This is a genomic window from uncultured Cloacibacillus sp., from assembly GCF_963926575.1.
In the GTDB taxonomy this organism is placed as follows: domain Bacteria; phylum Synergistota; class Synergistia; order Synergistales; family Synergistaceae; genus Caccocola; species Caccocola faecigallinarum.
Genome location: NZ_CAWUXW010000003.1, coordinates 431,927 through 458,739 on the forward strand (window position 1 = coordinate 431,927; position 26,813 = coordinate 458,739).

The 26,813-nt window shown below is 61.1% G+C and carries 23 protein-coding genes and 1 tRNA gene; all 24 read left to right on the top strand.

The annotated features are described in order from the left end of the window. The first annotated feature begins 125 nt into the window (after window positions 1-125). The 24 genes from ABGT66_RS07155 (at window position 126) to rseP (ending at window position 26,798) form a co-directional block, all read left to right on the top strand. Window positions 126-2,309 (top strand): TaqI-like C-terminal specificity domain-containing protein, encoded by a 2,184-nt coding sequence (locus ABGT66_RS07155; RefSeq protein WP_346689788.1) that lies wholly within the window; start codon window positions 126-128, stop codon window positions 2,307-2,309. A gap of 55 nt (window positions 2,310-2,364) precedes the next feature. Continuing rightward, a complete protein-coding gene (locus tag ABGT66_RS07160; RefSeq protein WP_346689789.1) occupies window positions 2,365-3,285 on the top strand; it encodes a DMT family transporter in 921 nt (306 codons plus the stop codon). A 68-nt stretch (window positions 3,286-3,353) separates the two neighbouring features. Further along, window positions 3,354-3,431, top strand: a tRNA-Pro gene (locus ABGT66_RS07165). A 153-nt stretch (window positions 3,432-3,584) separates the two neighbouring features. Then, window positions 3,585-4,940 (top strand): trigger factor, encoded by a 1,356-nt coding sequence (tig, locus tag ABGT66_RS07170; protein ID WP_346689790.1) that lies wholly within the window; start codon window positions 3,585-3,587, stop codon window positions 4,938-4,940. 39 nt (window positions 4,941-4,979) lie between these two features. Next, complete coding sequence (clpP, locus tag ABGT66_RS07175) at window positions 4,980-5,564, top strand: ATP-dependent Clp endopeptidase proteolytic subunit ClpP (protein ID WP_300260259.1); 585 nt, start codon at window positions 4,980-4,982, stop codon at window positions 5,562-5,564. Window positions 5,565-5,628: 64 nt separating this feature from the next. Beyond that, a complete protein-coding gene (gene clpX, locus ABGT66_RS07180; RefSeq protein WP_346689791.1) occupies window positions 5,629-6,954 on the top strand; it encodes an ATP-dependent Clp protease ATP-binding subunit ClpX in 1,326 nt (441 codons plus the stop codon). Further along, a complete protein-coding gene (gene lon, locus ABGT66_RS07185; RefSeq protein WP_346689792.1) occupies window positions 6,938-9,268 on the top strand; it encodes an endopeptidase La in 2,331 nt (776 codons plus the stop codon). The genes clpX and lon overlap by 17 nt, the downstream gene beginning before the upstream one ends. 4 nt (window positions 9,269-9,272) lie before the next feature. Then, window positions 9,273-9,953 carry a ribosome biogenesis GTP-binding protein YihA/YsxC gene (gene yihA / locus ABGT66_RS07190; RefSeq protein ID WP_346689793.1) on the top strand — a complete coding sequence of 227 codons (681 nt, stop codon included), beginning with the start codon at window positions 9,273-9,275 and terminating at the stop codon, window positions 9,951-9,953. A 47-nt stretch (window positions 9,954-10,000) separates the two neighbouring features. Beyond that, window positions 10,001-12,664 (top strand): valine--tRNA ligase, encoded by a 2,664-nt coding sequence (locus ABGT66_RS07195; protein ID WP_346689795.1) that lies wholly within the window; start codon window positions 10,001-10,003, stop codon window positions 12,662-12,664. Window positions 12,665-12,670: 6 nt separating this feature from the next. Beyond that, window positions 12,671-13,969 carry a folylpolyglutamate synthase/dihydrofolate synthase family protein gene (locus tag ABGT66_RS07200; protein ID WP_346689797.1) on the top strand — a complete coding sequence of 433 codons (1,299 nt, stop codon included), beginning with the start codon at window positions 12,671-12,673 and terminating at the stop codon, window positions 13,967-13,969. Beyond that, a complete protein-coding gene (locus ABGT66_RS07205; RefSeq protein ID WP_346689799.1) occupies window positions 13,959-14,738 on the top strand; it encodes a polyphenol oxidase family protein in 780 nt (259 codons plus the stop codon). Before ABGT66_RS07200 ends, ABGT66_RS07205 begins: the two co-directional genes overlap by 11 nt. A gap of 46 nt (window positions 14,739-14,784) precedes the next feature. Next, entirely contained in the window at window positions 14,785-15,756 is a 972-nt protein-coding gene (locus ABGT66_RS07210) for a Gfo/Idh/MocA family oxidoreductase (RefSeq protein WP_300260238.1), read from the top strand. A gap of 123 nt (window positions 15,757-15,879) precedes the next feature. Continuing rightward, on the top strand, window positions 15,880-16,092 hold the full coding sequence (locus ABGT66_RS07215) for a flagellar biosynthesis protein FliR (RefSeq protein ID WP_346689800.1): 213 nt from the start codon (window positions 15,880-15,882) through the stop codon (window positions 16,090-16,092). Window positions 16,093-16,155: 63 nt separating this feature from the next. Beyond that, window positions 16,156-17,091, top strand: a complete 936-nt coding sequence (gene meaB / locus ABGT66_RS07220; RefSeq protein ID WP_346689802.1) for a methylmalonyl Co-A mutase-associated GTPase MeaB — start codon at window positions 16,156-16,158, stop codon at window positions 17,089-17,091. A gap of 29 nt (window positions 17,092-17,120) precedes the next feature. After that, window positions 17,121-18,221, top strand: a complete 1,101-nt coding sequence (gene upp, locus ABGT66_RS07225; protein WP_346689804.1) for a uracil phosphoribosyltransferase — start codon at window positions 17,121-17,123, stop codon at window positions 18,219-18,221. A gap of 40 nt (window positions 18,222-18,261) precedes the next feature. Continuing rightward, entirely contained in the window at window positions 18,262-19,125 is an 864-nt protein-coding gene (locus ABGT66_RS07230; protein WP_346689805.1) for an MraY family glycosyltransferase, read from the top strand. Between the two features lie 17 nt (window positions 19,126-19,142). Continuing rightward, entirely contained in the window at window positions 19,143-20,267 is a 1,125-nt protein-coding gene (gene wecB, locus ABGT66_RS07235) for a UDP-N-acetylglucosamine 2-epimerase (non-hydrolyzing) (RefSeq protein ID WP_346689807.1), read from the top strand. Further along, the gene (gene murA, locus ABGT66_RS07240) at window positions 20,268-21,560 is read left to right on the top strand and encodes a UDP-N-acetylglucosamine 1-carboxyvinyltransferase (RefSeq protein ID WP_346689808.1); all 1,293 of its coding nucleotides are present in this window, start codon (window positions 20,268-20,270) and stop codon (window positions 21,558-21,560) included. After that, the gene (locus ABGT66_RS07245; protein WP_346689810.1) at window positions 21,561-22,397 is read left to right on the top strand and encodes an Asp23/Gls24 family envelope stress response protein; all 837 of its coding nucleotides are present in this window, start codon (window positions 21,561-21,563) and stop codon (window positions 22,395-22,397) included. After that, window positions 22,394-23,056, top strand: coding sequence for a uracil-DNA glycosylase (locus ABGT66_RS07250; protein WP_346689812.1), 663 nt, complete (start codon window positions 22,394-22,396; stop codon window positions 23,054-23,056). The genes ABGT66_RS07245 and ABGT66_RS07250 overlap by 4 nt, the downstream gene beginning before the upstream one ends. Before the next feature lie 7 nt (window positions 23,057-23,063). Then, window positions 23,064-23,756 (top strand): polyprenyl diphosphate synthase, encoded by a 693-nt coding sequence (gene uppS / locus ABGT66_RS07255; protein ID WP_294191735.1) that lies wholly within the window; start codon window positions 23,064-23,066, stop codon window positions 23,754-23,756. Continuing rightward, the gene (locus tag ABGT66_RS07260) at window positions 23,743-24,576 is read left to right on the top strand and encodes a phosphatidate cytidylyltransferase (RefSeq protein WP_346689814.1); all 834 of its coding nucleotides are present in this window, start codon (window positions 23,743-23,745) and stop codon (window positions 24,574-24,576) included. Before uppS ends, ABGT66_RS07260 begins: the two co-directional genes overlap by 14 nt. Then, the gene (locus ABGT66_RS07265) at window positions 24,577-25,746 is read left to right on the top strand and encodes a 1-deoxy-D-xylulose-5-phosphate reductoisomerase (protein ID WP_346689816.1); all 1,170 of its coding nucleotides are present in this window, start codon (window positions 24,577-24,579) and stop codon (window positions 25,744-25,746) included. Continuing rightward, the gene (gene rseP / locus ABGT66_RS07270; protein WP_346689818.1) at window positions 25,743-26,798 is read left to right on the top strand and encodes an RIP metalloprotease RseP; all 1,056 of its coding nucleotides are present in this window, start codon (window positions 25,743-25,745) and stop codon (window positions 26,796-26,798) included. Before ABGT66_RS07265 ends, rseP begins: the two co-directional genes overlap by 4 nt. Window positions 26,799-26,813: the final 15 nt, after the last annotated feature.

Consider the following 26,813-nt stretch of genomic DNA (forward strand, 5'->3'; position numbering starts at 1 on the left):
GAAGGCCGGGGCCACACGCTCCGGCTTTTTTCATAAATTCGCACGCCGCGCAAAACGGGATATATTTTTAGCGCGCTATGCCTTATACTTAAAGGCACGAATACTGCGAGCGGGTGGTGTCTGATATGCCGAAGGGAACTCCGTCCCTGTTGTACAGCGCGCCGTGCGAAGCCGGCTTCGACGCGGAAAAATTTCTCTCGTTGGCGCATTCCGTCTTTTCCAACGTCTCCGCCGGAGACGGACGGATACGCTCCGGCCGCCACATCCCGCGCGGATTCAAAAACCTCGTCTCGTCTTACAAAATAATCGGAAGCCACACGCCGCTCATGGGCGGCGGCAGAATAGACGTCGCCGTCGTGAAGCTCTGCCCCGGCGCGGAGCTGACGCCGGAAAAGGGAGAAAGCGTCGTCCGCTTCGTCGAGGCCTGCGCGGCGTCGGACGGCTGCGGCGGCGTGCTCGCATGCGTGCCGCCGGCGGGAGAGCGGCGCGGCCTCGTCGCGCTCGCCGTATCGTCGCCCGTCAAAAGCGTCGAAGTCCCGCGCGAGCTGATGGATTTCATCTGCGCCGAGGGGCTCAAGATGTACATCCACAAAAGCTGCGGCCTCAGCGAAGCCGCGCTCGACGGCTACGTCGCGGACGACAGGATACTCTTCGACGACAGCCTCGTGCGGCTGCACGCGGTGCAGATAGACGAGGCGCTCGCCTCGATGCGCTTCTGCGACGTAGCGGCATCGGACGGGAAGATAGCGCTCGCCTTCGTCGAAAAGCTTGCCGAGGCGCGCGTCAAGCTCAACAAATACCTCGGCGCCGCGGGACGGAGCGCCGGGAGGTTCGCGGCGGAATTTGTCGCAAACGGCCTTTGCGCCACGGACTGCTCCGCTGCGGCGCTCGACGCGCTGCGCGCCGCGCTCATGCTGAAATACGGCGCAGCCCCCGCGGACGGACATTTCGCGTGGGGCAGCGTCCTAGTCGACGGCGTCATGGACGGCGAGGAATTCGATCTGATAATCTCCAAGCCTCCGCACGTCCGCGGCGAGCACTTCTCATCCATAAAGCCGCTGCTCGGCGGCTACGCCTCGTCGCAATTCGGCGCCGACCTGTACTGCTACTACGTGGAGAAGGCGGCCGCGATGCTCTCCCAGGGCGGAAGCGCCGTCATGCTCGTTTCCAACAAATGGATGAAGTCGCGCTACGGAGAGGGGCTGCGCCGCTTCTTCGCGCTGCGCCCGCCGCGCATGGTCGCGGACCTCGGCAGCGCGCCGCAGATAACAGGCTCCGCGATGCCGCTCTGCGTGCTCTCGTTTTATAAAGAAGCAGTACACGACGAGCCGGTCCTCGTCATAGAGGCCGAAGGCGCGTGGAACGGGCTGCCGCGCGGCCGCGCCTCGGTGCAGCCGTATGTGCGCGGCGCGGAAGAGCTAGGCGAAGCGCCGTGGAACTTCACCGAGGGCGATAAAAAAAGCCTTGAGGAAAAAATTTACGAAAAAAGCATACCGCTCGCCTCGTGCGCCGGCGGCGTCTACCGCGGAGTGCTGACCGGCCTCAACGAAGCCTTCGTCCTCGACGCGGCGGAGGCGGAGGAGATAGCGGCGAAGGAGCCGGCCTCGGCCTCCATGCTCGTCCCCTTCTACACGGGGCGCGAGGTGAAGCGCTACTATCTGCCGGAGGCGAAGAAGCGGCTTATCTTTATGCCGAAGGGATACACCGACCGTCGCCGTGAGCTTGAAGAGCCGGACCGCTGGTTCGCCGCCGCCCACCCGCTCGTCGCATCGCGCCTCGCTCCGTTCGAGCGCAGGGCCGCGAAGCGCCGCGACAAAGGCGACTACTGGTGGGAGCTGCGCCCGTGCAAATACTACGGCGTTTTCGAGCGCGGCAAGATAATCCTGCCCGTCATCACGAAGCGCCTCTCCGCCGCGGCTTCAGAGGGCGCGGCCTACGTCAACGACAAATGCTGCGTCATAGAGGGCTGCGACTGGTTCCTGCTCGCGCTGCTCAACTCCAAGCTCATGGACTACGTCTTCCGCGCGCGCTCGCCCGAGCTGCTCAACGGATATTTCGAGCTGCGCACCTCCGCGCTCTCGGCGCTTCCCGTGCGCCGCGTCAACCTCGAAAACGCATCTCAGCGTGCGCTCAAGGAAGAGATAGAGGCCGCTGGCAGAAAGCTCTCAACGCTCTACTCGCAGAATCCGCCAGGGAAATACAAAAAAATTTCCTCCGAGACGGCGGAGGCGGAGAAGTCGCTCGACAGGGCCGTCTACAAACTATATAATCTTTCCGCTAAAGAGATAAAGCTCGTCGAAGACAACTGAGCCGTACGGCCTGTCGCTCTCCGGCGCGGCTCTGAGGACTCGGGAGGATTTCGCAATGCTAAAAAGACGCGCCGTTTCGACCGCAATGCTGGTCTCCTGCGCGCTAATATGGGGCACGTCCTACATAGCCCAGATACTCGGGATGCAGGAGATCGGGCCGCTGACCTTCTGCGCGAGCCGCTACGTCGTGAGCGTCGCGGCGCTCTCGCTGATGCTCGCGCTGATGGGAAAACGCAGCGGCTTTGATGAAGCGCGCGGCGAACTCACGCCGGAGGAAAAACGCGCCGAAAGAATGAAAATACTCCGCCACGGCGCGATATGCGGCCTCGCGCTCTTCTCAGGCTCAGTGCTCCAGCTTGCGGGAATGCAGGGAACGACGGCGGGGAAGGCGGCCTTCATCACCGACACCTTCATCGTCATCGTCCCGCTGTACGGCATCTTCGCCGGCAAAATTCCGTCAAAGACCGCAGTCTTCGCCATCTTCATGAGCATGGGCGGCCTCTACCTGCTCTCGATAAAAGACGGCTTCACTGTAGGGCGCGGCGACCTTCTCATCTTCCTCAGCGCCTTCTTCTGGGCGGCGCACATCATGGCCTGCTCGGTATTCTCGAGAAAGAGCGACCCCGTGAAGCTCTCCGCGGTGCAGTTCGGCACCGTGGCGCTGCTCGCCACGACAGGCGCTCTGATATTCGAGCGCCCGGACCTCGCCTCCGTCGCGGCCTCGTGGCCTCCCATCGTCTACGCGGGCCTCGTCTGCACATGCGTAGCCTACACCTTCCAGATGTCGGCGCAGCGCTACGTCCAGCCGCTGGCGACATGCATCATAATGAGCACCGAATCCGTGTTCGCGGCGATTTTCGGCTACCTCGTCTTCGGCGAGGTGCTCTCGGCGCGCGAGCTGACCGGCTGCGCCGTCCTCTTCGCCGCGACGCTCATCGCCCAGCTCGACGACGTGAAGAGCGGAACGGCGGATTGACGCGCGGAGGACAAAATAAGCTTCATCCTCTTTAATATCCGCAAAGTCATGGTATAATCTCATAGTCTCGGGATGTAGCGCAGTCTGGTTAGCGCACCTGCTTTGGGAGCAGGGGGTCGTCGGTTCGAATCCGACCATCCCGACCAGAATTAAGCAATTCTTGCGGGGTTTACCGAGCCTCGCATTTTTTATGCGCCGGAAAATATTTTTCCTGGCGCATAGTGTATAATGCGCGCTGTTATGGTACAATGCGGTGGTTATGCTATGGCAGTCGTAATATTGGGAAAGGGGAAAATAAATTGAAGACCGAGATTTTATCGCAGGAAAAAAATGTTGTGGAGGCCAAGGCCCAGTTCACGGCAGAAGAGGTAAACAAAGCGATAGAAAATACATATAAGGATATATCGAAGAAAGCCAACATCAAAGGCTTCCGCAAGGGCAAGGTGCCCCGCAGAATGCTCGAGCTCTACTTCCCGAAGGACGCGGCCTGCGCCGAGACCCTTGAGAAGCTGCTCGGCGACGCGATAGACAACATGGTCGAAGAGTTCGAGCTCAAGCTCATCGCCGACCCCGACCTCAAGCCGGAGCCGCTTAAGGAGAACGAGCCCTACGAGTTCACCGTCACCTTCGAGGTCACTCCGGAAGTCACGCTTCCCGAGCTCGGCGAGATAGAGGCGGAGAAGACCATCTACGAAGTGACCGACGCTATGGTCGACGAGAGAATAGCCAACATCCTCGACTCGCGCGCTGAGATAGTCCCGACCTATGAGGAGCGCCCGCTCGCGAAGGACGACTACGTCTCCGTCAAGTACGATACCTATGTGACCTACGAGGACGGCGAGGAGAAGAAAGAGCAGGACGGCATGAAGACCGAAATATTCCTCGGCTCAGAGACGATCCGCCCCGAGGTCGCCGAAGCCCTCATCGGAAAGAACCCCGGCGAGAAAGCTTCGATAGAGCTTCCGAACGAAGGCGAAGAGGCCAAGAAGGCGAAAGCCGTAAAGAGCCGCTACGAGATAGAGGTCCTCGGCATAATGAAGAAGAACACGCCGGAGCTGACCGACGAGCTTGCCGCCGAGATTACGCACAACGCGCATAAGACCGTCGATGAGTTCAAGGCGAGCATCAGAAAGCAGCTCGAGACCTCCGCAGAGCGTCAGAGCGAGTCGAGCCTCAAGGACTCCGCGGTAGAGAAGGCCGTCGAGCTCTCCGAAGTCGAGATCCCCGAGAAGATGATAGAGCGCCAGAAGGACGCCATGAGAGAGCAGCAGGCCGAGCGCATCAAGCGCGAGAACGACATGACCATGGAAGACTTCTTCGCGAAGAGCGGCATGGACAAGGATTCCTACGAAGCCGAGCTCGACTCCGCGGCAAGAAAGATAGTGAAGCGCTCGCTCGTCCTCGAGGCGATAGCCGACGAGAACGACATCAACTGGACCCCCGACGAGCTGAAGCAGGAGATCAACTCGCTCGCGCTCATGTCCGGCGTCGAGCCGCAGAAGCTTCAGGAATACATCTACGGAGACCGCAACAGGCTCTACGATATAGCCGAGAGACTCCGCGCGCGCAAGACGATAGACTTCGTCGCCAAGGCGGTGAAGAGCGTGGACGTCCCCGAGAAGAAGGACGCTCCCGCGGAGAAGGAAGCGGAATAGCGTCCGCACGCAACTTTGCAGAGAAGGAGGAATATTATAATGTCCTATTACGTGCCTATAGTAGTTGAGCAGTCAGGGAGAGGCGAACGTTCCTACGATATCTACAGCCGTCTCCTGAAAGACAGGATAATATTCCTGGGCACGGCTATCGACGACACGGTGGCCAATTTGGTCGTGGCGCAGCTTCTCTTCCTGGAGAGCGAAGACCCCGACAAAGACATCTCAATTTATATAAACAGTCCCGGAGGTTCGGTTACGGCCGGGCTCGCGATATACGACACAATGCAGTATATCAAGCCCGACGTTTCGACGATATGCATCGGTATGGCCGCGAGCATGGGGGCGGTGCTCCTCACGGCGGGAGCCGAGGGCAAGCGCATAGCTCTTCCCAACTCGCGTATAATGATCCATCAGCCGATGGGCGGAATGCAGGGGCAGGCTTCGGACATAGAGATACACGCCAAGGAAATTCTCAAGACGAGGGCGAAGCTGAACGAGATACTCGCGAAGCATACAGGCCGGCCGCTTGAGAAGATAGAGGCGGACACGGACAGAGATTTCTATATGTCAGCCGAAGAAGCTCAGCAGTACGGGATCGTCGATAAGATAATCGAAAAACGCTAGGACACAGTCTGACGGGGGGATTCCGTACGGGGTCCCCTCGTTTTATTGCGAGGTGCCAGTTCGCATGTACGAGAACGGAAATATATTCAAAGACAGAAAAAAGAATTATTGCTCGTTCTGCGGAAAGTCGCAGGACGAAGTGCCGAAGCTCTTTTCCGGCCAGCTTCCCAACGTTTTTATCTGCTCAGACTGCGTGCATATATGCAGCATAATGCTGAGGGGCGACCGCCCGCAGCCGGATATTCCCGCAAAAGGACGCAGGAAGGCCGAAAAATATGATTATGTCTCGCTTCCGGCGATGGAAGAACTGCCCAAGCCCGCCGAGATAAAGGAATTCCTCGACCAGTACGTCATAGGGCAGGCGCAGGCGAAGAAGGTCCTTTCAGTCGCGGTCTACAACCACTACAAGAGACTGCTGAACCCGGCCTCGGACGACGACGATGTGGAGCTTCCGAAGAACAACGTCCTGCTCGTCGGCCCGACGGGCAGCGGAAAGACACTGCTCGCTCAGACGCTGGCGAAGATGCTGCACGTCCCGTTCGCTATGACCGACGCGACTACGCTTACGGAGGCGGGCTACGTCGGCGAAGACGTCGAGAACATTCTGCTCCGTCTGCTTCAGGCCGCCGATTTCGACATTCAGTCCGCGGAGCGCGGAATTATATACATAGACGAAATAGACAAAATCGCGCGCAAATCCGAGTCCACCTCGATAACGCGTGACGTCTCCGGCGAAGGCGTCCAGCAGGCGCTGCTCAAGATAATCGAGGGCACGGTTGCGAACATTCCGCCGAAGGGCGGGCGCAAGCACCCGAGCCAGGAGATGATACCGATCGACACGAGCAACATACTATTCATCTGCGGCGGAGCATTCGACGGCTTGGAAAAAATCATCTCGCACCGCGTGAACGAAAAGCAGCTCGGTTTCGGCGGAGACATAAACTCCAACGTCAACAAGCACAACTCGACGGAACTGCTGAAGAAACTTGAGCCGGACGACCTGCGCGCCTACGGTTTCATACCGGAGTTCATCGGACGTCTGCCCGTGCTAGTCGCTCTCGAAGCGCTTACTGAAGACGCTCTCGTGCAGATACTCAAAGAGCCGAAAAACGCTCCTCTGAAGCAGTATAAGAAACTCTTCAAACTTGAAGGAATAGATTTGGAATTCACCGACGAAGCTGCGAGGACGATCGCGCAGAAAGCGCTCAAGCTCAACACGGGCGCGCGCGGCCTGCGCACGATTCTCGAAAAGCTTATGCTCGATCTGCAGTACGAGATACCGAGCAAGCATTCGCATGTAGCTAAGCTGACGGTGACGAAAGAGGCTGTCGAAGGAAACGCGCAGCCGGTAGCTGAAACGGACGGGACGAACAATGACGGAGCAGAATAAGACGCTTGTATATCCTGTGATCCCGATTCGGGATCTCGTCATATTCCCCGGCATAGTATCGCCGCTTTTCATAAGCAGGCCGAAGTCCATCCGTGCCGTAGAAGAGGCGGCCGACCGTGACCGCACGCTCTTCATCGTCTCGGAAAAGCGTCCGTACAGCGACACGCTCCAGCCTGAGGGGCTTTATAAGGTCGGCACGGTCTGCAAGATGCTCCAGAACGTCCGCCTGCCGGACGGCACGCTCAAGGTCGTCGTCGAGGGCGGACGCCGCGCCGAGGTCAAGAAAATGGCGTCTAACGACTCCTTCATGCTCGCGTCCGTCGTTATCTTGGACTCCGAACGTCCGGCGGTTTCGACTGAGCTGCGCGCGCTGATGCGTGCCGTCCTGCGCGGATTTGAGGAGAACGTGCGCCTCGACCCGAAGCTCCCGGAGGAGATAGCGCGCTCCGTGCGCGACATCGACGACCCAGAGGTGCTCTGTGACATCATAGCCTCGCACGGGAACTTCGACATCACTGACAAACAGAAAATTCTCGAAACGGTCGACGCCGAAGACAGACTCAACCTTTTGATGAAGATGCTCGTGAACGAGAACGAGCTGCTCGGCTTTGAGCGCGACCTCGAAGAAAAGGTCCGCTCCGAAATCGACCGCGACCAGCACAACTATTATCTGCGCGAGCAGCTAAAGGTGATAAACGACGAGCTCGGCGAAGAAAGCCCGACCTCGGAGGCCGACGAGCTGAGGGAGGCCGCAGCCAAGTGCGGGATGCCCGAGGATATTTTGCAGAAGGTCAATAAGGAAATAGGCCGCTTCTGCAAGCTGCCGCCGCTTTCGCCCGAGGCCGCTGTCGCGCGGAACTACATCGAGACGCTGACGGAGCTCCCGTGGAACGTCTCGACGGAGGACAACCTCGACATTGCGAACGCGCGCAAGGTTCTCGACGAAGACCACTACGGACTCGAAGACGTAAAGGAGCGCATACTCGAATTTCTTGCCGTCAAAAAACGTGCGGGCGACGATATGCGCGCGCAGGTCATCTGCTTCGTCGGTCCGCCCGGCGTGGGCAAGACCTCGCTCGGAAAATCCATCGCGCGCGCGATGGGGCGCAAGTTCGTCAACATTTCGCTCGGAGGCATGCACGACGAGGCGGAGATACGCGGACACCGCCGCACCTACGTCGGCGCTCTTCCCGGACGCATCATCCACAAGCTCAAACAGTGCGGGACGAACAATCCGCTCATACTCATGGACGAGATCGACAAGCTCGCCTCGGATTACCGCGGCGACCCCGCGTCGGCGCTGCTCGAGGTGCTCGACCCCGAACAGAATAAAAACTTCACCGACAACTTCCTCGAAGTCCCCTTCGACCTCAGCCGCGTGATGTTCATCACAACGGCCAACTCGACCGCGACGATACCGCGGCCGCTGCTCGACCGTATGGAGGTAATTTCGCTCCCGGGCTACGTGATGGAGGAGAAGCTGAAAATCGCGAAGAAGCACCTCATTCCGCGCATCCTGAAGGAGCACGGCCTTTCGTCCGAAGAGTTCTCCGTCACGGACGCGGCGATAAAGGAGATAATTTCTTCGTACACGATGGAGGCCGGAGTGCGCGGCCTTGACCGGCAGCTCGCAAAGGCTGCGCGCAAGGTGACGGCATCGCTCGCCGGCGAGGGCGAAGAGATTAAAGGCCAAATAACGAAGGAAAAGCTCCACCTGCTCCTCGGCGCGCCTAAGCTCTACGCGACGAAGATACCGAAGGGCGGCTCGGTCGGCACGGCCATCGGCCTCGCATGGACCGAGGCCGGAGGCGACGTGATACTGATAGAGTCGGCCGTCATGGACGGCGCGGGCAAGGTCGCCTACACGGGCAACCTCGGCGACATCATGCAGGAGTCGGCGGTCACGGCGCTCGCCTACCTGCGCTCCAACGCAGAGCGCTACGGCCTTGCGAACTTCGAATGGAACAAGAAGGACATACAGATACACGTACCCGCGGGCGCTGTGCCGAAGGACGGCCCGTCGGCGGGAATCACGCTCGCGCTCTCGCTCTGCTCGTCGCTCACGGGACGTTCGATAAACACCGAGTACGCGATGACCGGCGAGATGACGCTGCACGGCAACGTACTGCCGATAGGCGGCGTCCGCGAGAAGATACTTGCGGCGAAACGCCTTGGCATCAGAGACGTAATACTGCCCGACGACAACAAACCCGACGCTGCGGAGCTGAGCCCGTGGGTGCTGAAGGGCATGAAGCTCCATTACGTCTCAAACGTCACGAAGGTTTTCGAGCTCGCGCTGAGGCCGGGCGAGTAACGCTATGGCGCACTGGAAGTCGGAGCTTTTCTGCACGGCGTTCAACAAAGGCCAGCTTCCTCCGCCCGAGAGGCCGGAGATAGCTTTCGTCGGCCGCTCGAACGTCGGGAAGTCGACGCTCATCAACGCGCTGCTCGGCAGGAAGATAGCAAAGGTCAGCTCGAAGCCGGGCAAGACGCGCAGCATAAACTTCTACAACGTCGACTGCGGCGAGCGCAAGTTCTCGCTCGTCGACCTTCCGGGCTACGGCTACGCCGCGCGCGGTATGGACGAACGACGCAGCTGGTGGAAATTTATAGAGGAATACTTTAGCGCGGACCGTCATATATCCTACGTCGTGCATCTGATAGATTTCCGCCACGGGCCGCTCGCGAACGACGAAGAGCTGATCGCGTGGCTCGACCGCATGGATATGCCGCGGCTCGTCGTCTTCACGAAAGGCGACAAAATATCGCCGGGCCGCCGCAAGGGGCAGTATAATACGATAATGCGCGGAGGCCTTGACTCCGTGCTGCCGCCCTTCATCACCTCGGGGATCAACAACGCGGAGATGGAGAAGCTGCGCGAAGGGATAACGGACATCCTGAGCGAGATGGAGCGGCTCGACGCTCTCGAAGCCGCGCGCGGGAGTAACTTACGCATACGCATCCCGATGTTCCGGAACGGCCGGCTGTCGGGAATGTGAATAGAAATGACGCGGCCACCAGGCGCGTCTGTTGAGGAGGAACACGGATGGATTCCGAGAGAACGCAGTTGGGCAAGAGTTACGACCCCGCGCCCATTGAGGACAAATGGTATTCCCAGTGGGTTGAGAACGGGCTCTTCAAGGCCGACGCTTCGTCGCCGAGGCCGGCATTTTCGATAGTCATTCCGCCGCCGAACGTCACGGGTTCGCTGCACGTCGGCCACGCTTTGGACAACACGCTCCAGGATATACTGAGCCGCACGAAGAGGATGCAGGGCTACGAGGTTCTCTGGCTCCCCGGCACTGACCACGCCGGAATCGCGACGCAGAACGTCGTCGAGCGTTCGCTCGCGAAGGAAGGAATCTCGCGCCACGACCTCGGACGCGAGGAATTCGTCAAAAAGGTCTGGGAGTGGAAGGAGCTCTACGGGAGCACGATAATCAACCAGCTAAAGAAGCTCGGCGCGTCGTGCGACTGGAGCCGCGAGCGCTTCACTATGGACGAGGGCCTCTCGCGCGCCGTGCGCAAGATATTCGTCCAGCTCTACAAGAAGGGGCTCATCTACCGCGGCAAATATCTTATAAACTGGTGCCCGCGCTGCCAGACGGCGCTCTCCGACCTCGAAGTCGAGCACGAGGACGAGGACGGCAAGTTCTACGAGGTCGCCTATAAGTTCGCGGACGGCTCCGACGGAGCGGTCGTCGTTATGACGACGCGTCCCGAGACCATCCTCGGCGACAGCGCGATAGCGATACACCCGCGCGACGAAAAGAACCGCCATCTCATCGGCAAGAAGGTCGTCGTGCCGCTCGTCGGCCGCGTCATCCCGGTCATCGAGGACAACATGGTCGACCCTGAGTTCGGCTCCGGCTGCGTCAAGATTACGCCGGCGCACGACCCGAACGACTTCCTCGTCGGCCAGCGCCACAACCTTGAACAGATACAGGTCATCGACGGACGCGGCATAATGAACGAGAACGCCGGCAAGTACGCCGGAATGGACCGCTTCGCCGCGCGCGACGCCGTCGCAGCCGACCTTGAAAAAGAGGGCGCCCTGCTCTCCGTCAAGGACCTCCGCCACTCCGTCGGACACTGCTACCGCTGCCACACCGTCGTTGAGCCGTACCTCTCAGAGCAGTGGTTCGTCCGCACGCGCACGCTTGCGGACGCCGGCGTCGCATCGGTGCAGGCCGGAAAGATAAAGTTCATCCCAGAGCAGTGGACGAACGTCTACTATCAGTGGATGGAGAATATACGCGACTGGTGCATCTCGCGCCAGCTCTGGTGGGGCCACCGCATCCCGGCGTGGTACTGCGAGGAGTGCGGCGAGGTCATAGTTGAGGAGACCGCGCCGGAGAAATGCCCGAAGTGCGGAAGCACGCATCTGCATCAGGACGAGGACGTGCTCGACACGTGGTTCTCAAGCGGACTCTGGCCCTTCTCGACGATGGGCTGGCCCGACGATACGGAGACGCTGCGCAAGTTCTATCCGACCTCGGTGCTCGTGACCGGCTTCGATATAATCTTCTTCTGGGTTGCTCGCATGATAATGTTCGGCCTCGAAGCGAAGCATGAAGTTCCGTTCCGCGACGTCTACATCCACGCGCTCGTCCGCGACGAAAAGGGACAGAAGATGAGCAAGTCGCGCGGCAACGTCATCGACCCGCTCACGATAGTCAAGGACTACGGCGCGGACGCGCTGCGCCTCACGCTCGCGGCGCTCACTGTGCAGGGACGCGACATATTCCTCTCGACGGAGAGAATTTCGACCTACCGCCTCTTCATGAACAAGCTCTGGAACGCGAGCCGCTTCGCGCTCATGAATCTCGAAGACGCGGAGGCCGGTCAGAGGATAGACGAGAACGAGCTTCAGCTCCAGGACAAATGGATACTCAACCGCATCTCGCAGGTCTCCGCTGAGATGACGCGGCTGCTTGACGGATACTTCTTCGGCGAGGCGGCGCGCCTCATGTACGACTTCACGTGGAGCGAGCTCTGCGACTGGTACATCGAGCTTGCGAAGCCCGCGCTGCGCGGCGAAGAGGGCGAAGCGCGCAGAAAGACGGTGCAGGCCGTCATGCTCGCGGTGTTCGAGGACGTCCTCAAGCTCATGCACCCGATCATCCCGTTCGTGACAGAAGAGCTGTGGCACGCCTTCCCGTTCGGCACCGACTTCATCATGCGCAGCGGATGGCCGAAGCCGAGGCTCGCGGAGATAGACGACAAGGTCATCGCCGACATGAACTTTGTGCAGGAGACGATACGCGCGGTCCGCAACCTCAGAGCCGAGGCGCGCATCGCCCCGCAGCAGACGATTCCCGGCGTCACGCTCGCCGTCCACGACGCGGTGAAGCTCGCGCTGCTCAAGGAATGCGAGAAGCAGCTGAAGCTCCTGACGAAGGTCGAAGCCGTGACCTTCGCGGGCGAAGGCGACGGAAAGCCCGAGAAGAGCCTCGCCTCCGTGCTCGACGGCGCGCAGATATACCTGCCGGTCGGCGAGCTGCTCGATGTCGAGAAGGAGATGCAGCGCCTCAGGAACGACCTCGCGAAGCTCGAAAAGGACATCGAGAAGAGCAAGGCGAAGCTCGCGAACGAGAAGTTCGTCGAGCGCGCGCCCGCGGAAGTAATAGAAAAGGAGAAGAACACGCTCGCGGACAACGAAGCGAAGGCCGCGAGAATGAAGGCGAACCTCGCCAGCCTCTCCGAATAAGACGCGATGAACGAAAAAAATAATTTTGAGCTTGTCGAATCAAAGCTGGCTCAGCTCGCGAGCCCGGGCATACGCCCCGGGCTCGCCCGTCTTGCGCGCCTTCTGCGCGAAGCCGGCTCGCCGCAGGGGAAGTTCCCCATCGTCCACATCGTGGGGACCAACGGCAAAGGCTCGACCGCGGCGGGAATTTATTCCGTGCTGCGCGCGTCGGGCTATAAGGCCGCGCTATATACGAGCCCGCATCTCGTAGACTTCTCGGAGCGGCTCGTGATAGACGGCGAACGCGCGGCGGCGCGGGAGTGGCTCGACGCCGCCTCCGAGCTCGAAGATATAGTCCGCAGGACGGACTACTTCAAGGACAACCATCCGACATATTTTGAATTTATAACGGCCGCCGCGATTATGATACTCGCGCGCAGGCAGCCCGACGCCGCAGTATTCGAGGCGGGAATGGGCGGACGGCTCGACGCGTCGAACATCCTGACGGACGTCGCGCTCAGCGTCGTCGTGCCTATAGGCATGGACCACACGGACTTCCTCGGCGACACGCTCGAAAAGATAGCGGCGGAGAAATTCGCCGTCATGCGCAAAGGAACGCCCGCGCTCTTCTTCGGTGACGAACGGCTCGACGGGCAGTTCCTCGACGCCGCGGCGCGCTGCGGCGCGGAGCCGCACATCTTCCGCGGCGAATACAGGATAACGGGGCGCGCCTACTCGCTCGACGGTACGCGCTTCACTTTGTCTGACGCTGCCGGCTCGCGCGAATATTTCACGCCGCTCGTCGGCTCGTTCCAGGCGGACAACGCCGCGATGGCCGTCGCGGCGTCGCGCCTACTTTCGAAGCGTTTCCCGCGCGTCTGCGAAGATACGATAAAGCGCGGGATTGCTGAGACTCAGTGGCAGGGGCGCATGGAGATAGTGCGACGCTCGCCGCTGGTAATAGTCGACGGAGGGCACAACCCGCACGCGATGAAGCGGCTTTCGGAGACGCTGGCGGGAATTTTCCCGAACGGCGGCCTTTCGATAGTCCTCGCAATGATGAAGGACAAGGACATAAGCGGCGCGCTGTCGCTGCTGCGTCCGCTCGGCGCGGAAATCTACTGCACCGAGGTGCCGGAGCTCGAACGCTCGCTGAGCGCCGCGGGGATGAGAGAAACTGCGGAGCGCGCCGGCCTTTCCGTCGCGGGGACCTACGGCGACCCGCTCGACGCGATACGCGCCGCGTCTGGCAAAGGGCTGCCCGTCGTCTGCTGCGGCAGCCTCTTCCTCGTGGGATACGTGAAGGCCCATCTCGATGAGCTGTAACGAATACGAAGGCTTCCGTCTGAGCCGCACGGCGCGCGGCGTGGAATTGGAATTCGTCATGCCGCGCGAGCTTGAAGGAAAATTCTTCGCGCGTCTCTACGCGCGCGGCCCGCTTAACGACGAAGCGCAGGGCGACCCCTCGCGCGTCTGGGCCGCGCTCTCTGCCGAGTACGGCGGACGCCCGCTCGCCGCGCCGCATCAGGTCCACGGCGTAAATATTATAGAGGCGTCGAAGCGCGAGGCGCTTCCGGCAAGGAGCGAGGCCGACGGAGTTTTCATCGGCGCGGGCTGCCGCGCGCTCGCGAGCCTGCGCTTCGCGGACTGCACGCCCGTCGTCATAGCCGGAGCAGGCGGCGAGCCGTGGATGATGATTCTGCACTCGGGCTTCAAAGGCACGCTGCTGAACATATCCGCTGCCGCGCTCGAGCGTTTCGGCGGCGGGCGCGCAGGCGGGAAGATCTGGGCGTGGATAGGGCCGCGAATCGGCGCGTGCTGCTACTCGCGCCGCGCCGACGACCCGGTGACGCGCGAGGCGCTCGCGAAATTTTCGCCCGAGTGCGCGAAGGAGAAGGACGGCCTCGTATTCTTCGACATCGGCGGCGAGATACGGCGGCAGCTTTCGGCGAGCGGCGTGCCGGAGGAAAATATATTCGACTTCGGCGGCTGCACGCGCTGCGAAAACGAAATATTCTATTCGTACCGCGCGGGCGACGAAGAAAAAAGGAATTTTTTACTTGCGGGACGCTCCACAAACCGCGAAAATATGTGAAAATAATTATATAGGCAGCAAACCGCGTTCCGAGGAGTGAAGCATTGTGGACACAGTACGGGTAGGAGTCGTGGGCGTAGGGCATCTCGGAATGCACCACGCGAGGGTTTATACGGAGATCTTGGGAGCTCAGCTCGTCGGCGTCGCCGACGTCAACGAGGAGCGCGCCCAGTCTATAGCCGAGCCTCTCGGCGTCAACGCCTACGGCGACTTTGAAAAGCTCATAAAAGAAACGCATCCGGACGCCGTCAGCATCGTCGTGCCGACGGTCGGGCATTACGAAGTGGCGAAGCTTGCGATGGAGCACGGCATACACGTGCTCGTCGAGAAGCCCGTGACGACGAGCGTCGACGAGGCGGAGAAGCTCCTGAACCTCGCGGTCGAGAAGGACGTGATACTCCAGGTCGGCCACATCGAGCGCTTCAACAGCGCGGTGCAGCACGCGCGCGAATTCATCAAAGACCCTTATTTCATACAGACGCGCCGCATGGGCCCCTTCTCGCCGCGCATCAGCGACGTCGGCGTCGTCCTCGACCTCATGATACACGACGTGGACATCATCCTTTCGATGGTGCATTCCGACCTCGTCTCGATATCGGCGGTCGGCAGCTGCATACGCACGCCGCACGAGGACATCGCCTCCGTGCAGCTTCAGTTTGCGAACGGCACCATAGCGCAGATACTCGTTAGCCGCGTCTCGGAAAAGCGCCAGCGCCAGATGGAGATAACGGAGGCCGAGCGCTACATCACGGTCAACTACGAGGCGCAGGACATCACGGTGCAGCGCTGCGTGCGCCAGAGCGGCGGCAACATCGTCGAGGTCATGGAGCACCCGGTCTTCCCGAAGACCGAGCCGCTCAAGATGGAGCTGCAGCATTTCGTCTCCTGCGTGCGCGACGGACGCCAGCCGATGGTCGGCATCAAGGACGGCAAGCGCGCGCTCGAGGTCTGCGTCGCAGCGCTGCGCCAGATACACGAGGAAAAGCGCCCCGCAGCATCCATTCTTTCCGCAATATAGCGCGAAAGGCATGACATTCGGCAAAATAAGCGTTATCATGTAAGAGAGAGGGACGTTTCCTCTCTCTTTTGTTTATTTCTCGTCCGCGAAAGGGTGAGCTCGTTGTTCGATTTTCTTAAAGACGTGCCTTCCGTAAACCTTCAGGCGTTTGTGGCGCTCGCCCTCTTCGGAGTCTCGCTCTTCCTCGCGCGCATGGTCGTCAACATCAGCTCCGGCAAATGGCCAGGCGGCGCGATGTGGGTGACGTACCTGCGCATGGTCCTCGGCTTCACCTTCGCGGCGTCGATCGGCCTCGGCATATACAGCTTCGCCGGCGTCGACATACTCTTCAAATAGCGCAGTCATGAATGAAGGCAATGATTTCACCTCACAAAATAAAAACAGGGAGCGTTCGATACCATGGATAAGTTGCTAACTCGCGCTTTCGACGGCGACCCGAGATCCATCGGCCGCCTTATCAGTCTTGTGGAGGCAGAATCTCCAGAGTCCAAAGAAATTATGAAAAAGATATATCCGAGGACCGGCAAGGCCCACGTCATCGGAATCACGGGAAGCCCCGGCGCGGGCAAGAGCACCTTCGTCAACAGGCTCATCTCGCAGTTCAAGGCCGAGGGCAAAAAGGTCGGCGTAATAGCGATAGACCCGTCGAGCCCCTTCACGGGCGGCGCTATTCTCGGCGACCGCCTGCGCATGCAGGACCACGCGGTCGAGGAGGGCGTCTTCATCCGCAGCATGGGCTCGCGCGGAAATCTCGGCGGCGTCAGCCGCGGAACGCACGAGGCCGCGCTCATACTCGACGCCTGCGGCTTCGACGCGGTCATCATAGAGACGGTCGGCGTCGGCCAGTCCGAGGTCGACATCGTGAAGATAGCGGACACGGTCTGCCTCATCCTCACGCCGGGAATGGGCGACGACGTGCAGATAATGAAGGCCGGCATCATGGAGATAGCCGACGTCTTCGTCGTCAACAAGGCCGACAAGGAAGGCGCCGACAAGGTGGCCGCCGACGTGCAGGTCATGCTCAAGATGCTCAGCGAACGCGAGTGGGTTCCGCCCGTCGCGCTCGTCTCGTCCAACAAGAACACCGGCGTCGACCGCGTGAAGGAAATCATCACGGAGCACGCGAAGTACCTCGCCGAGAGCGCCGAGGGCCGCCGCCGCCGCTGGTCGCAGCTCGAGATGGAGGTCGAGTCGATACTGCGCGGAGAGATATCCGCGATAGTGGAGAAGTCGTGGAAGGCGAGGAAGAGCGACGAACTGATGCAGAGCCTCTCCGAGCGCCGCGCCGACCCGTATACGCTCGCTGGCGAGATAATGGAAGAAATAATAAAGTAAAAAATAAAATTTCTGACGGAGGAATAAAAATGAAAATATCGATGGGCGCTGACCACGCCGGTTATAAACTCAAAGAGGAAATCAAGGCCTCTCTTATAGAGGCGGGGCACGAAGTCATAGACTGCGGCACGGCGTCGGGCGAGGTCCGCGTCGATTACCCCGACTGGGGCTTCATGGCCGCCGAGGCCGTCGCGAGCCACAAGGCGGAGCGCGGCATACTCGTCTGCGGCACCGGCATCGGCATGAGCATCGTCGCGAACAAGGTCAAGGGCGTCCGTGCGGCGCTCTGCCACGACCATTTCACGGCTGTCATGAGCCGCCGCCACAACGACGCGAACGTGCTCGTCCTCGGCGCGCGCGTGCTCGGCTCCGACGTCGCCGCCGACATGGTCAAGGCGTGGCTTGCCGAGCCCTTCGAGGGCGGCCGCCACATCTACAGGCTCGAGAAGATAAGCGCCTACGAGAGCGCGAACTCGAACGCCATCGAGTCGGCTCCCGCCGGCGGACGCACAGTCGTCATCGACCATCCGCTTGTGCGCCACAAGCTCGGCCTCATGCGCAACAAGGAGACCTCGTCGAAGGACTTCCGCGACCTCGTGCAGGAAGTCGCCGGCCTCATGGTCTACGAGGTGACGCGCCACCTGCCGCTCGAGGAGATCGAGATAGAGACGCCGGTTGCTAAAACGAACGTCTTCACGCTCTCCGGCAAGAAGCTTGCGATAGTTCCCGTCCTGCGCGCGGGCCTCGGCATGGTCGAGGGCATCCTCAAGCTCGTGCCTAACGCGAAGGTCGGTCACATCGGCCTCTACCGCGACCCCGCGACGCTGAAGCCGGTAGACTACTACTGCAAGCTCCCCGCCGACATATCGGAGCGCGACATCTTCGTCGTCGACCCGATGCTCGCGACTGGCGGCTCGGCCGCAGCTGCGGTCAGCCACATCAAGGCGCGCGGCGGAAAGCGCGTCTCGCTCGTCTCTCTGCTCGCCGCGCCCGAAGGCATCGCGAAGTTCCACGAAGAGCACCCCGACGTCGACATCTACGTCGCCGCCGTCGACAGCCACCTCAACGACCACGGCTACATAGTGCCGGGACTCGGAGACGCGGGCGACAGGCTCTTCGGCACAAAGTAAAACGGAGGCGTTCTTGTTTCCCGTATACCTTTTTACGCTTATGACCTTCCTCTGGGGGCTCGTCGGCACGCCGATGGCGATTGCGCTCGCCGAGAAGTTCCGGCTGCTCGACGTCCCCGGAGGCAGGAAGAAGCACCGCAGCGTTATGCCGCGCGGCGCGGGGCTCGTGCTGTGGAGCGGCTACCTGCTCTGGGCGCTCTTCACGGGCAACCCCGGCGTCGAGGTGCCGTATATCGCGACGGGCGCGACGATGATTTTCATCGTCGGCTACATGGACGACATGCACCCGCTGCCGCCGCTCGTCCGCCTCATCTTCCACCTGATGGCGGCTGCTTGGGTCGTCTGGCCTCTGCCCGTGCCTCTGTGGCAGCGCGCTCTGTTGATACTCTGGATTGCCGGCGCGACGAACGCCTACAACCTCATCGACGGCATGGACGGGCTGTGCCTCACGATAACTTTGATTACGTCGCTCTGCGCGCTCATCGTCGGAAGCGGCGGCGTATGGCTGCCGTTCGCGGGGCTCGTCTTCGGCGTGCTGCTCTGGAACTTTCCGCAGCCGCGCACCTTCCTCGGCGACGGCGGAAGCACGCTGCTCGGCTATATATGTTCGTCGCAGCTCGCGTGGAGCATTTTCCCGAATATCTTTGAAACCGGATTCTTTCATATCGCCTTTGTGCTATTATTTTTAGGCGGCGTCCCCGTCGTCGATACGCTCGTCGCGATGACGCGGCGCATATTGACGCATAAGTCGCCCTTCGAGCCGGACCGCGGACACGCGCATCACAAGCTCCAGGACGCGGGACTGCCGAAGTTCGCCGTGCTCATCGTTCTGGGCGCGGCTCACGGCGTCTTCCTGAGCTGCGGAATGCGGTTGCTGGGGCTGCCGGTCTTTAATTTTTTATAGAATAACGGAGGTTCCCTATGGATAGAAAAAAAATCGTCTGCGTGGTTGGAACCCGTCCCGAGGCCATAAAAATGGCGCCCGTCGTCATCGCTTTGCAGAAGCAGGACGCTTTCGACGTGCGCGTGCTCGCGACTGGGCAGCACGCGGCGATGCTCGACCAGGTGCTCGACTTCTTTAAGATAACGGCCGACAAAAATCTCCATATAATGAAGGAGCGCCAGTCGCTAGACTACATCACGGCCTCCGTGCTCACGGGCGCGGGGGAGTACTACGACGAGGCGAAGCCCTCCGCCGTGCTCGTACACGGAGACACGACGACGACATTCGCGGCGGGGCTCGCGGCCTTCTACCGCGGCATACCCGTCGGCCACGTCGAGGCGGGGCTGCGCAGCTGGAACATGCGCCTGCCCTTCCCCGAGGAGATGAACCGCGTCCTCGTCGACAAGTTCGCGGCCTGGGGCTTCGCGCCGACCGAACTCGCCGCCGAGAACCTGAGAAGAGAGGGGATGGCGGAGAGCGCGATAAGCGTCACGGGCAACACCGTCATCGACGCGCTTTTCTACACCGTCGCCGCGCGCACGAAGCCGGACTGCGAAGAGCTGAAGGCGCTGCCCGACGGCGCGCCGTTCGTGCTCGTAACGGCGCACAGGCGCGAGTCGTGGGGCGCGCCGCTCGAGGGAATCTGCTCCGCGCTCACCGACATACTCGACGCGCATCCCGAGCTCTGGATGGTCGTACCGATGCACAAAAATCCCGCCGTGCGCGAGATTATACATAAACACCTCGACGGGCGCGGCAAGGTCATACTCTGCGACCCGCTCGACTACCCGGACTTCGTCTGGGCCATGAACAGTTCGAAATTCATCCTGAGCGACAGCGGCGGAGTGCAGGAGGAGGCCTCCGCGATAAAGAAACCGGTCCTCATTCTGCGCGAAGTGACCGAACGCCCCGAAGCCGTGGAACACGGCAGCGGCGTGCTCGTCGGCGTGGACAGGGACAGAATAAGAGAAGCCGCGCTGAAGCTGCTTGAAGACGCGGAGGCGATACCGGCGATAGAACGCCGCTGCGCCGCGCAGCCCTTCGGCGACGGCACGGCGTCGCTGAAGATCGCCGAAACCTTGAAGGAGAGTCTGCTTAATTAAATGGGGACGCACGGAGAGAAGAGACTAGCTGACGAAATGACGCTGACGGGCGGCAGGCCGCTCGCCGGCACGATAAACGTACAGGGCGCGAAAAACGCGGCGCTCCCCGTAATGGCCGCCGCGATACTGCTGCGCGGGCAGAGCCTGAGGCTTGAATGCGTGCCCGACCTTTACGACATCAGGACCATGTGCCGCCTGCTGTGCCATCTCGGCGCGGAGGTGGAATTTGAAAACGGCTGCATGACGATAAACGTCCCGGACGAAATAGAGTGCGAGACGCCGGTCGAGCTCGTGCGCAAAATGCGCGCGTCGTCGCTCGTCCTCGGCCCGCTCACGGCAAGATGCGGGCGCGCCGTCATGCCGCTGCCCGGAGGCTGCGACCTCGGAAGCCGCCCGCTTGACTTCCATCTCAAAGGGCTTGCGAAGATGGGCGCGGACATCGAGCTGAAGGGCGGGGCCGTGACAGCGACGGCGGGACGTCTCAAGGGCGCGACGATAACGCTCGACTTCCCGTCTGTCGGCGCGACTGAGAATTTAATGATGGCGGCGTCGCTCGCCGAAGGCACGACCTTTATAGAAAACGCAGCGAAGGAGCCGGAGATTTCCAACCTGGCGGAAATCCTGCGACTCATGGGCGTACAGATAAAGGGCGACGGCACGGAGATAATCCGCATAACCGGCATGAACGAGCTGCACTCGGCGAGCGGCGAGATAATCCCCGATCGCATAGAGGCGGCGACCTACCTCATGGCCGGAGTCATAACGAAGGGCTGCGTCACGGTGCGCGGCATCGGGCCGGAATTTCTTGAATCGGTCCTCAACAAGATGGAAGAGGCTGGCGCGGACATCGACGTCTTCAACGGCGAGATAACCGCCAAATGGAAGGGGCCGCTTCAGGGCGTCACGGTCAAGACCCTGCCCTACCCGGGCTTCCCGACCGACACGCAGCCGCAGATGATGGCGCTGCTGACGCTCGCGAACGGCAACAGCGTCATACACGAGAGCGTATTCGACTCGCGGCTGCTGCACATAGACGAATTCAGAAAGATGGGCGCGAAGATAGAAGTCCAGGACAACGTTGCCATCGTCACGGGCGTGAGCAAGCTGACGGGCGCGGATGTGCTTTCGTCGAACCTGCGCGCCGGAGCCGCGCTCATCATGCTCGGCCTGGCGGCGGAGGGAAAGACGACCGTGCGCGGCCTTGAGCACGTCTGGCGCGGATACGAAGGGCTCGTCGAGAAGTTCCGCTCGCTCGGCGCGGAGATAGAAATAGCGGAGCCGGCGGTGGATTAAATGGCGGGCGGCGCCTTCATCCACGGAGTAAAAACATCTGCATTCGTCGGCCCCGCCGGGACCGGCAAGAGCCAGCGCGCGCAGCTCGTAGCCTCGCTCGTCAACGCCGACTTTATCATCGACGACGGCCTCGTTATACACAAGGGCAGCATCGTCTGCGGCAAGAGCGCGAAATCCGAGCGCAACCAGATAAGCGCGATACGCCGCGCGCTCTTCGAGTTCGACGACCACCGCCGCGAGGTCGTCTCCTACTTCCGTTCCGTCGCGCCCTGCTCCGTCATGGTCATTGCGACCTCGGACAACATGGCGCTGAAGATTCTTAGAAAGCTCGACCTTCCCGCGCCGGAGCAGATAGTCCACATAGAGGATGTGGCGACGCCGGAAGAAATAGTAAAGGCGCGGCGCGAGCGCTTCGGCAAGGGGCAGCACGTCATCCCCGTCTCGCACGTGCTCGTGCGCAAAAATTTTGCCGGCAAGCTCGTCGGCCAGCTGCGCGTATTCTGGAAGTCGAAGGACAAGCACGAGGGCGAGAAGACCATCGTCCGCCCGCCGTTCAGCTTTTACGGCGAAGTGCATATAGAGACGGAGGCGATAGAGCAGCTCGCCTCGTTCATAGCGGGGCGCACCTCGCAGGTCGTGAAGGTCAACGAGGTCAAGGCCTCGCCGGGCGAGGAAGAAACGCTCTCGATCGACCTCAAACTCACAGTCACGGTGGGCGACAAAAACCTCATCGGCGTAGCGTCGCTCGTCAAGGAGCGCATCGCGGCGAGCCTGCGCTACTTCACCGGCCTCGACGTGAAGAGCGTCAACGTAGTCATCGCGGAGGTGGTCGTATGAGCGAAGAGAGAGAGGTTCTTCTGAAGCTGTCGCCGGAGGAGCGCGCCGCGGTGAAGCGCACGCTCTGGGACGAGACGTGGAAAAGCACCCTCGCCTGTACCGCCTGCCCGCTCGCTGAGACGCGCCACAAGGTCGTCTTCGGCGACGGAGACCCGGACAGCAGGCTGATGTTCATAGGCGAAGGGCCCGGCGCGGACGAGGACGAGCAGGGGCTGCCTTTCGTCGGGCGCGCGGGCCAGCTTCTCACGCAGATACTGAATGCCGCGGGAATCAGCCGCAAAGAGGTCTATATAACGAACATAGTCAAGTGCAGGCCGCCGGGAAACCGCGTGCCGACCCCGGAGGAGAGCGTGATGTGCGGACGGCATCTCCAGACGCAGATAATGCTTATCAACCCAATGCTGATCGTACTGCTCGGCAACACGCCGACGCGCTGGATGCTTCAGACGACCGAGGGCATAACGAAGCTGCGCGGCCGCTGGTTCGAATGGCGCGGAGCGGCGGTCATGCCGATGTTCCACCCGAGCTACCTGCTGCGCAACGCGAGCTCTAAGGAGGGCAGCCCGAAGCATCTGACCTGGATAGACATACAGGAGGTAAAGCGCCAGTGGGAGGCAGTGAAGCGCACCGGCACGCTGGACTCCGTTAAGTTCGGATAAATCTGAGATGGAAACGACGAAGAAACTCGAACACGTAGCGATAATAATGGACGGCAACGGCCGCTGGGCGAAGTCCCGCGGGCTGCCGCGCGTGATGGGCCATCACGCGGGAGTCAAGGCCGTCGAGCGCACCGTGCGCGCGGCGAAGGAGCTGGGCATTCCCTACCTTTCGCTGTACGCATTCTCGACCGAGAACTGGAAGCGCCCGCGCGGCGAGGTGCTCGGCCTCATGGGGCTCTTCCGCTACTATCTGCGCTCGAAGCTTGAAGAGCTCTGCAAGGAAGAGGTGCGGCTGCGCTTCGCGGGAGAGCTGACGGCGCTGCCGGAGGACATCGTCGCGATACTCGACGAGACCGCGGAGAAGACGAAGGAATTCCGCGGCACGCAGCTGATAACCTGCGTTAACTACGGCGGACGGCGCGAAATTCTCGACGCGGTGAACAAAATGCTCGCGGCGGGAGAGACGGGGCCGGTGACGGAGGAGACGCTTCAAAGGTATCTCTATCTCCCCGACGTGCCGGATCCGGACCTGATTATACGCACGAGCGGAGAGCTGCGCCTCTCGAACTTCTGGCTCTGGCAGAGCGCGTACAGCGAATATTATTTCACCGATAAATACTGGCCCGATTTCGACAAGCAGGACCTTCTCGACGCGGTCGGAGATTATTACGAAAGGGAGCGGCGTTATGGAAAAGCTTAAGGAATTTTTGAACTCGAGCCCCGACATTCAGCTTCGGGCGTTCAGCAGCGTCTTTATCGTGCTCGCCATAATGGGCGGCGTCATACTCGGAGGCTTCGTCTGGGACGTCATCGCCTCGGCCGCGGCGCTCTTCTCGCTCTGGGAGTTCTATAAGCTCCAGTCGCCGCGCGTACACTCCTCGCTGCTGCTCGTTATGGGAGCCGCGGTATTTATCCTCTTCGGCACGTCGCTGGGGCTCATGGACCTGACCGCGATACTCTGCTCGATATCGGCCGTCGCCTTCATCGCGCTGTTCCTCGAGGTCATGCGCCGCCAGGTCTCCGGCGAGAGCGACGCGCTCGCCTCCGTCGGCGCTACGGTCGGCGGCATCGTCTACATCGTTCTGCCGTGGACCTTCATGATGCTGATACGTATGCGCGAGCACGGCGCGATGTTCCTGCTCACGCTCTTCTTCTGCACATGGTGCTGCGACGTCGCGGCGTACTTCACCGGCAGCCACTTCGGCAGGACGCCGCTGTGCAGCCAGGTCAGCCCGCATAAGACGTGGGAGGGCTTCGCGGGCGGAGCCGCGGCGAGCCTTATGTGCGGCGGCCTGCTCGCGCTGATATTCTCCTTCCCGCCGCTTCCGCTGCTGCTGCTCGGCCTTCTCTGCGGAGTAGCGGGGCAGCTCGGCGACCTTGGTGAGTCGGTGCTCAAGCGCGAGGCCGGCGTCAAGGACACGGGGAATATAATTCCGGGACATGGCGGCATGCTCGACAGGTTCGACAGCATACTTGTGAACGGCACGCTCGCCTTCGTAATTTTCGAGCTGGTGGGATAAGTGGCTGAAAAGATACGCCTTGCGATAACGGGAGCGACGGGCAGCGTCGGCGGCGCTGTCCTCGACATCTGCGCGCGCTTCCCCGAGATTTTCGAAATAACGGCGCTCGCCGCGCGGCGCGACGCGAAGAAGCTCGCGGAGCTCGGACGCAGGCACGGCGCGAAGATCCTCTGCCTCACCGAGCCGGACGGCCCGGCGTGGCGCGAGGAGGGCTTCGTCTGTATGACCGGCGAGGCGGCGCTGACGGAGATCGTCCTCGACGCGCATGTGGACCACGCGGTCTTCGCGTCGTCGGGCATCACTGCGATAAAGGCGCTGCAGGCGGCGCTCGAACGCGGAATAGACGTATCTCTCGCAAATAAAGAAAGCATAGTGGTCGGCGGCCCGTGGGTCATGCCGCTAGTGAAGCGGCGCGGGCAGCTGCGCCCGATAGACAGCGAGCACAGCGCCGTATGGCAGTGCCTGCGCGACACGGAAAACGCCGAGGTCTCGCGCGTATGGCTCACGGCGTCTGGCGGCCCGTTCCGCAGCTGCACGGCGGAACAGATGGAGAAGGTCACGGCGGCCGAAGCGCTGAACCACCCCGTTTGGAGGATGGGGCCGAAGATAACGATAGACAGCGCGACTCTGATGAACAAGGGCATCGAGTGCATCGAGGCGATGCAGCTTTTCGGCCTTCCGGCGGAAAAGGTCGGCGCGCTCGTACATCCGAAGTCGCAGATACACGGCGTGGTCGAGTTCATAGACGGCACGGCGAAGCTGCTTCTGTCGCAGGCGGATATGCGGCTTCCCGCCGCCGCCGCGATAGCGTGGCCGCGCAGGCTTCCGCTCGAGGCGAAGGGCTTCGCGCCCGTAGAGCCGTCCGCATGGGATTTGAATTTCAGCGAAATAGACGAAAGCCGCTTCCCTTGCTTCGCGCTCGCGCGCGAGGCGGGACACATGGGCGGAGCATACCCCGCGCTGCTCGTCGGCGCGGACGAGAGCGCCGTCGAACATTTCCTGAACGGAGAAATTTCATATCCCGGCATTGCGCGCCTCATATCGTCGGTGCTAGAGGAATACCGCGGCGGCGCTCCGTCGTCGCTTGACGAGGCCGTAGCGCTCGTGGAAGAGGGGCGGCGCGCCGCGGACGAAAAATGCAAAAATTTCAGCGGAGGCATAAATAGTTGATAAGTCTGATATCTTTCCTGATAGTCATAGGCATATGCGTCATCTCGCACGAGGGCGGCCATTTCCTCGCCGCGCGCTTCCGCGGCGTGCTCGTGCACGAATTTTCCTTCGGCATGGGGCCGGAGCTGTGGCATCGTAAAAAGGGCGAAACTCAGTACTCGTTCCGCGCATTCCCGATAGGCGGCTACGTGAAGCTCGAAGGCGAGGACGCCGACGACGATTCCGAGCCGAAGGAGCCGGGCTTCGACCCGAGCCGCTCGCTCGCGAACAAGAAGCCCTGGGAGCGCATGCTGATAATGGGCGCGGGCGCGTTCGTGAACATAGCGCTCGCGTGGCTGCTCACAGCCTTCTACCTCGCGGGACACGGCGCTTACGACATGAGCGTGCCGCAGCTCGGCAACATCATGGAGAACACCCCGGCCTACACGGCGGGGCTGAAAAGCGGCGACATAATCAAAAGCATCGACGGCAAGCCGCTCGAAAAATGGGTGGACATACAGAAAACGCTCCGGAGCAAAGACAAGGCAGGCGACGACTTTGAAATCGTGATTTCGCGCGACGGTCGGGAACAGAAGCTTTCGATAAATATTCCTTTCTCCGAAAAAGCCAACGGGCGTCTGCTCGGAGTCCAGCCGGTCTATAAGAAATATCCGCTCATCCAGGCGCTCGGCGCGTCGTTCAGCTACTCGTGGAGCATGAGCATAACGATACTCAAAAGCCTGTGGCTTACTGTTACGGGACGCATAGCGGCCGACGTGACGGGGCCGGTCGGCATAGCAGTGATGGCGGGCGACGCCTTCACAGCGGGCTTCTGGGCCTTCATAGGCTTCCTCGGCATCATCAACCTCAACCTCGGCTTGCTGAACCTTCTGCCGTTCCCGGCGCTCGACGGAGGACGCATAGTCTTCGTCCTCATCGAGATGGTGACGCGGCGCAAGGTCCCCGAGAAGGTCGAAACGATAATCCACTACGGCGGCTTCATCGTGCTCATAGCGCTGATTGTGCTCGTCACGGGCAAGGATATTTTCAGACTGTTCCTTTCCAACCTATAACATATACAGCGACGG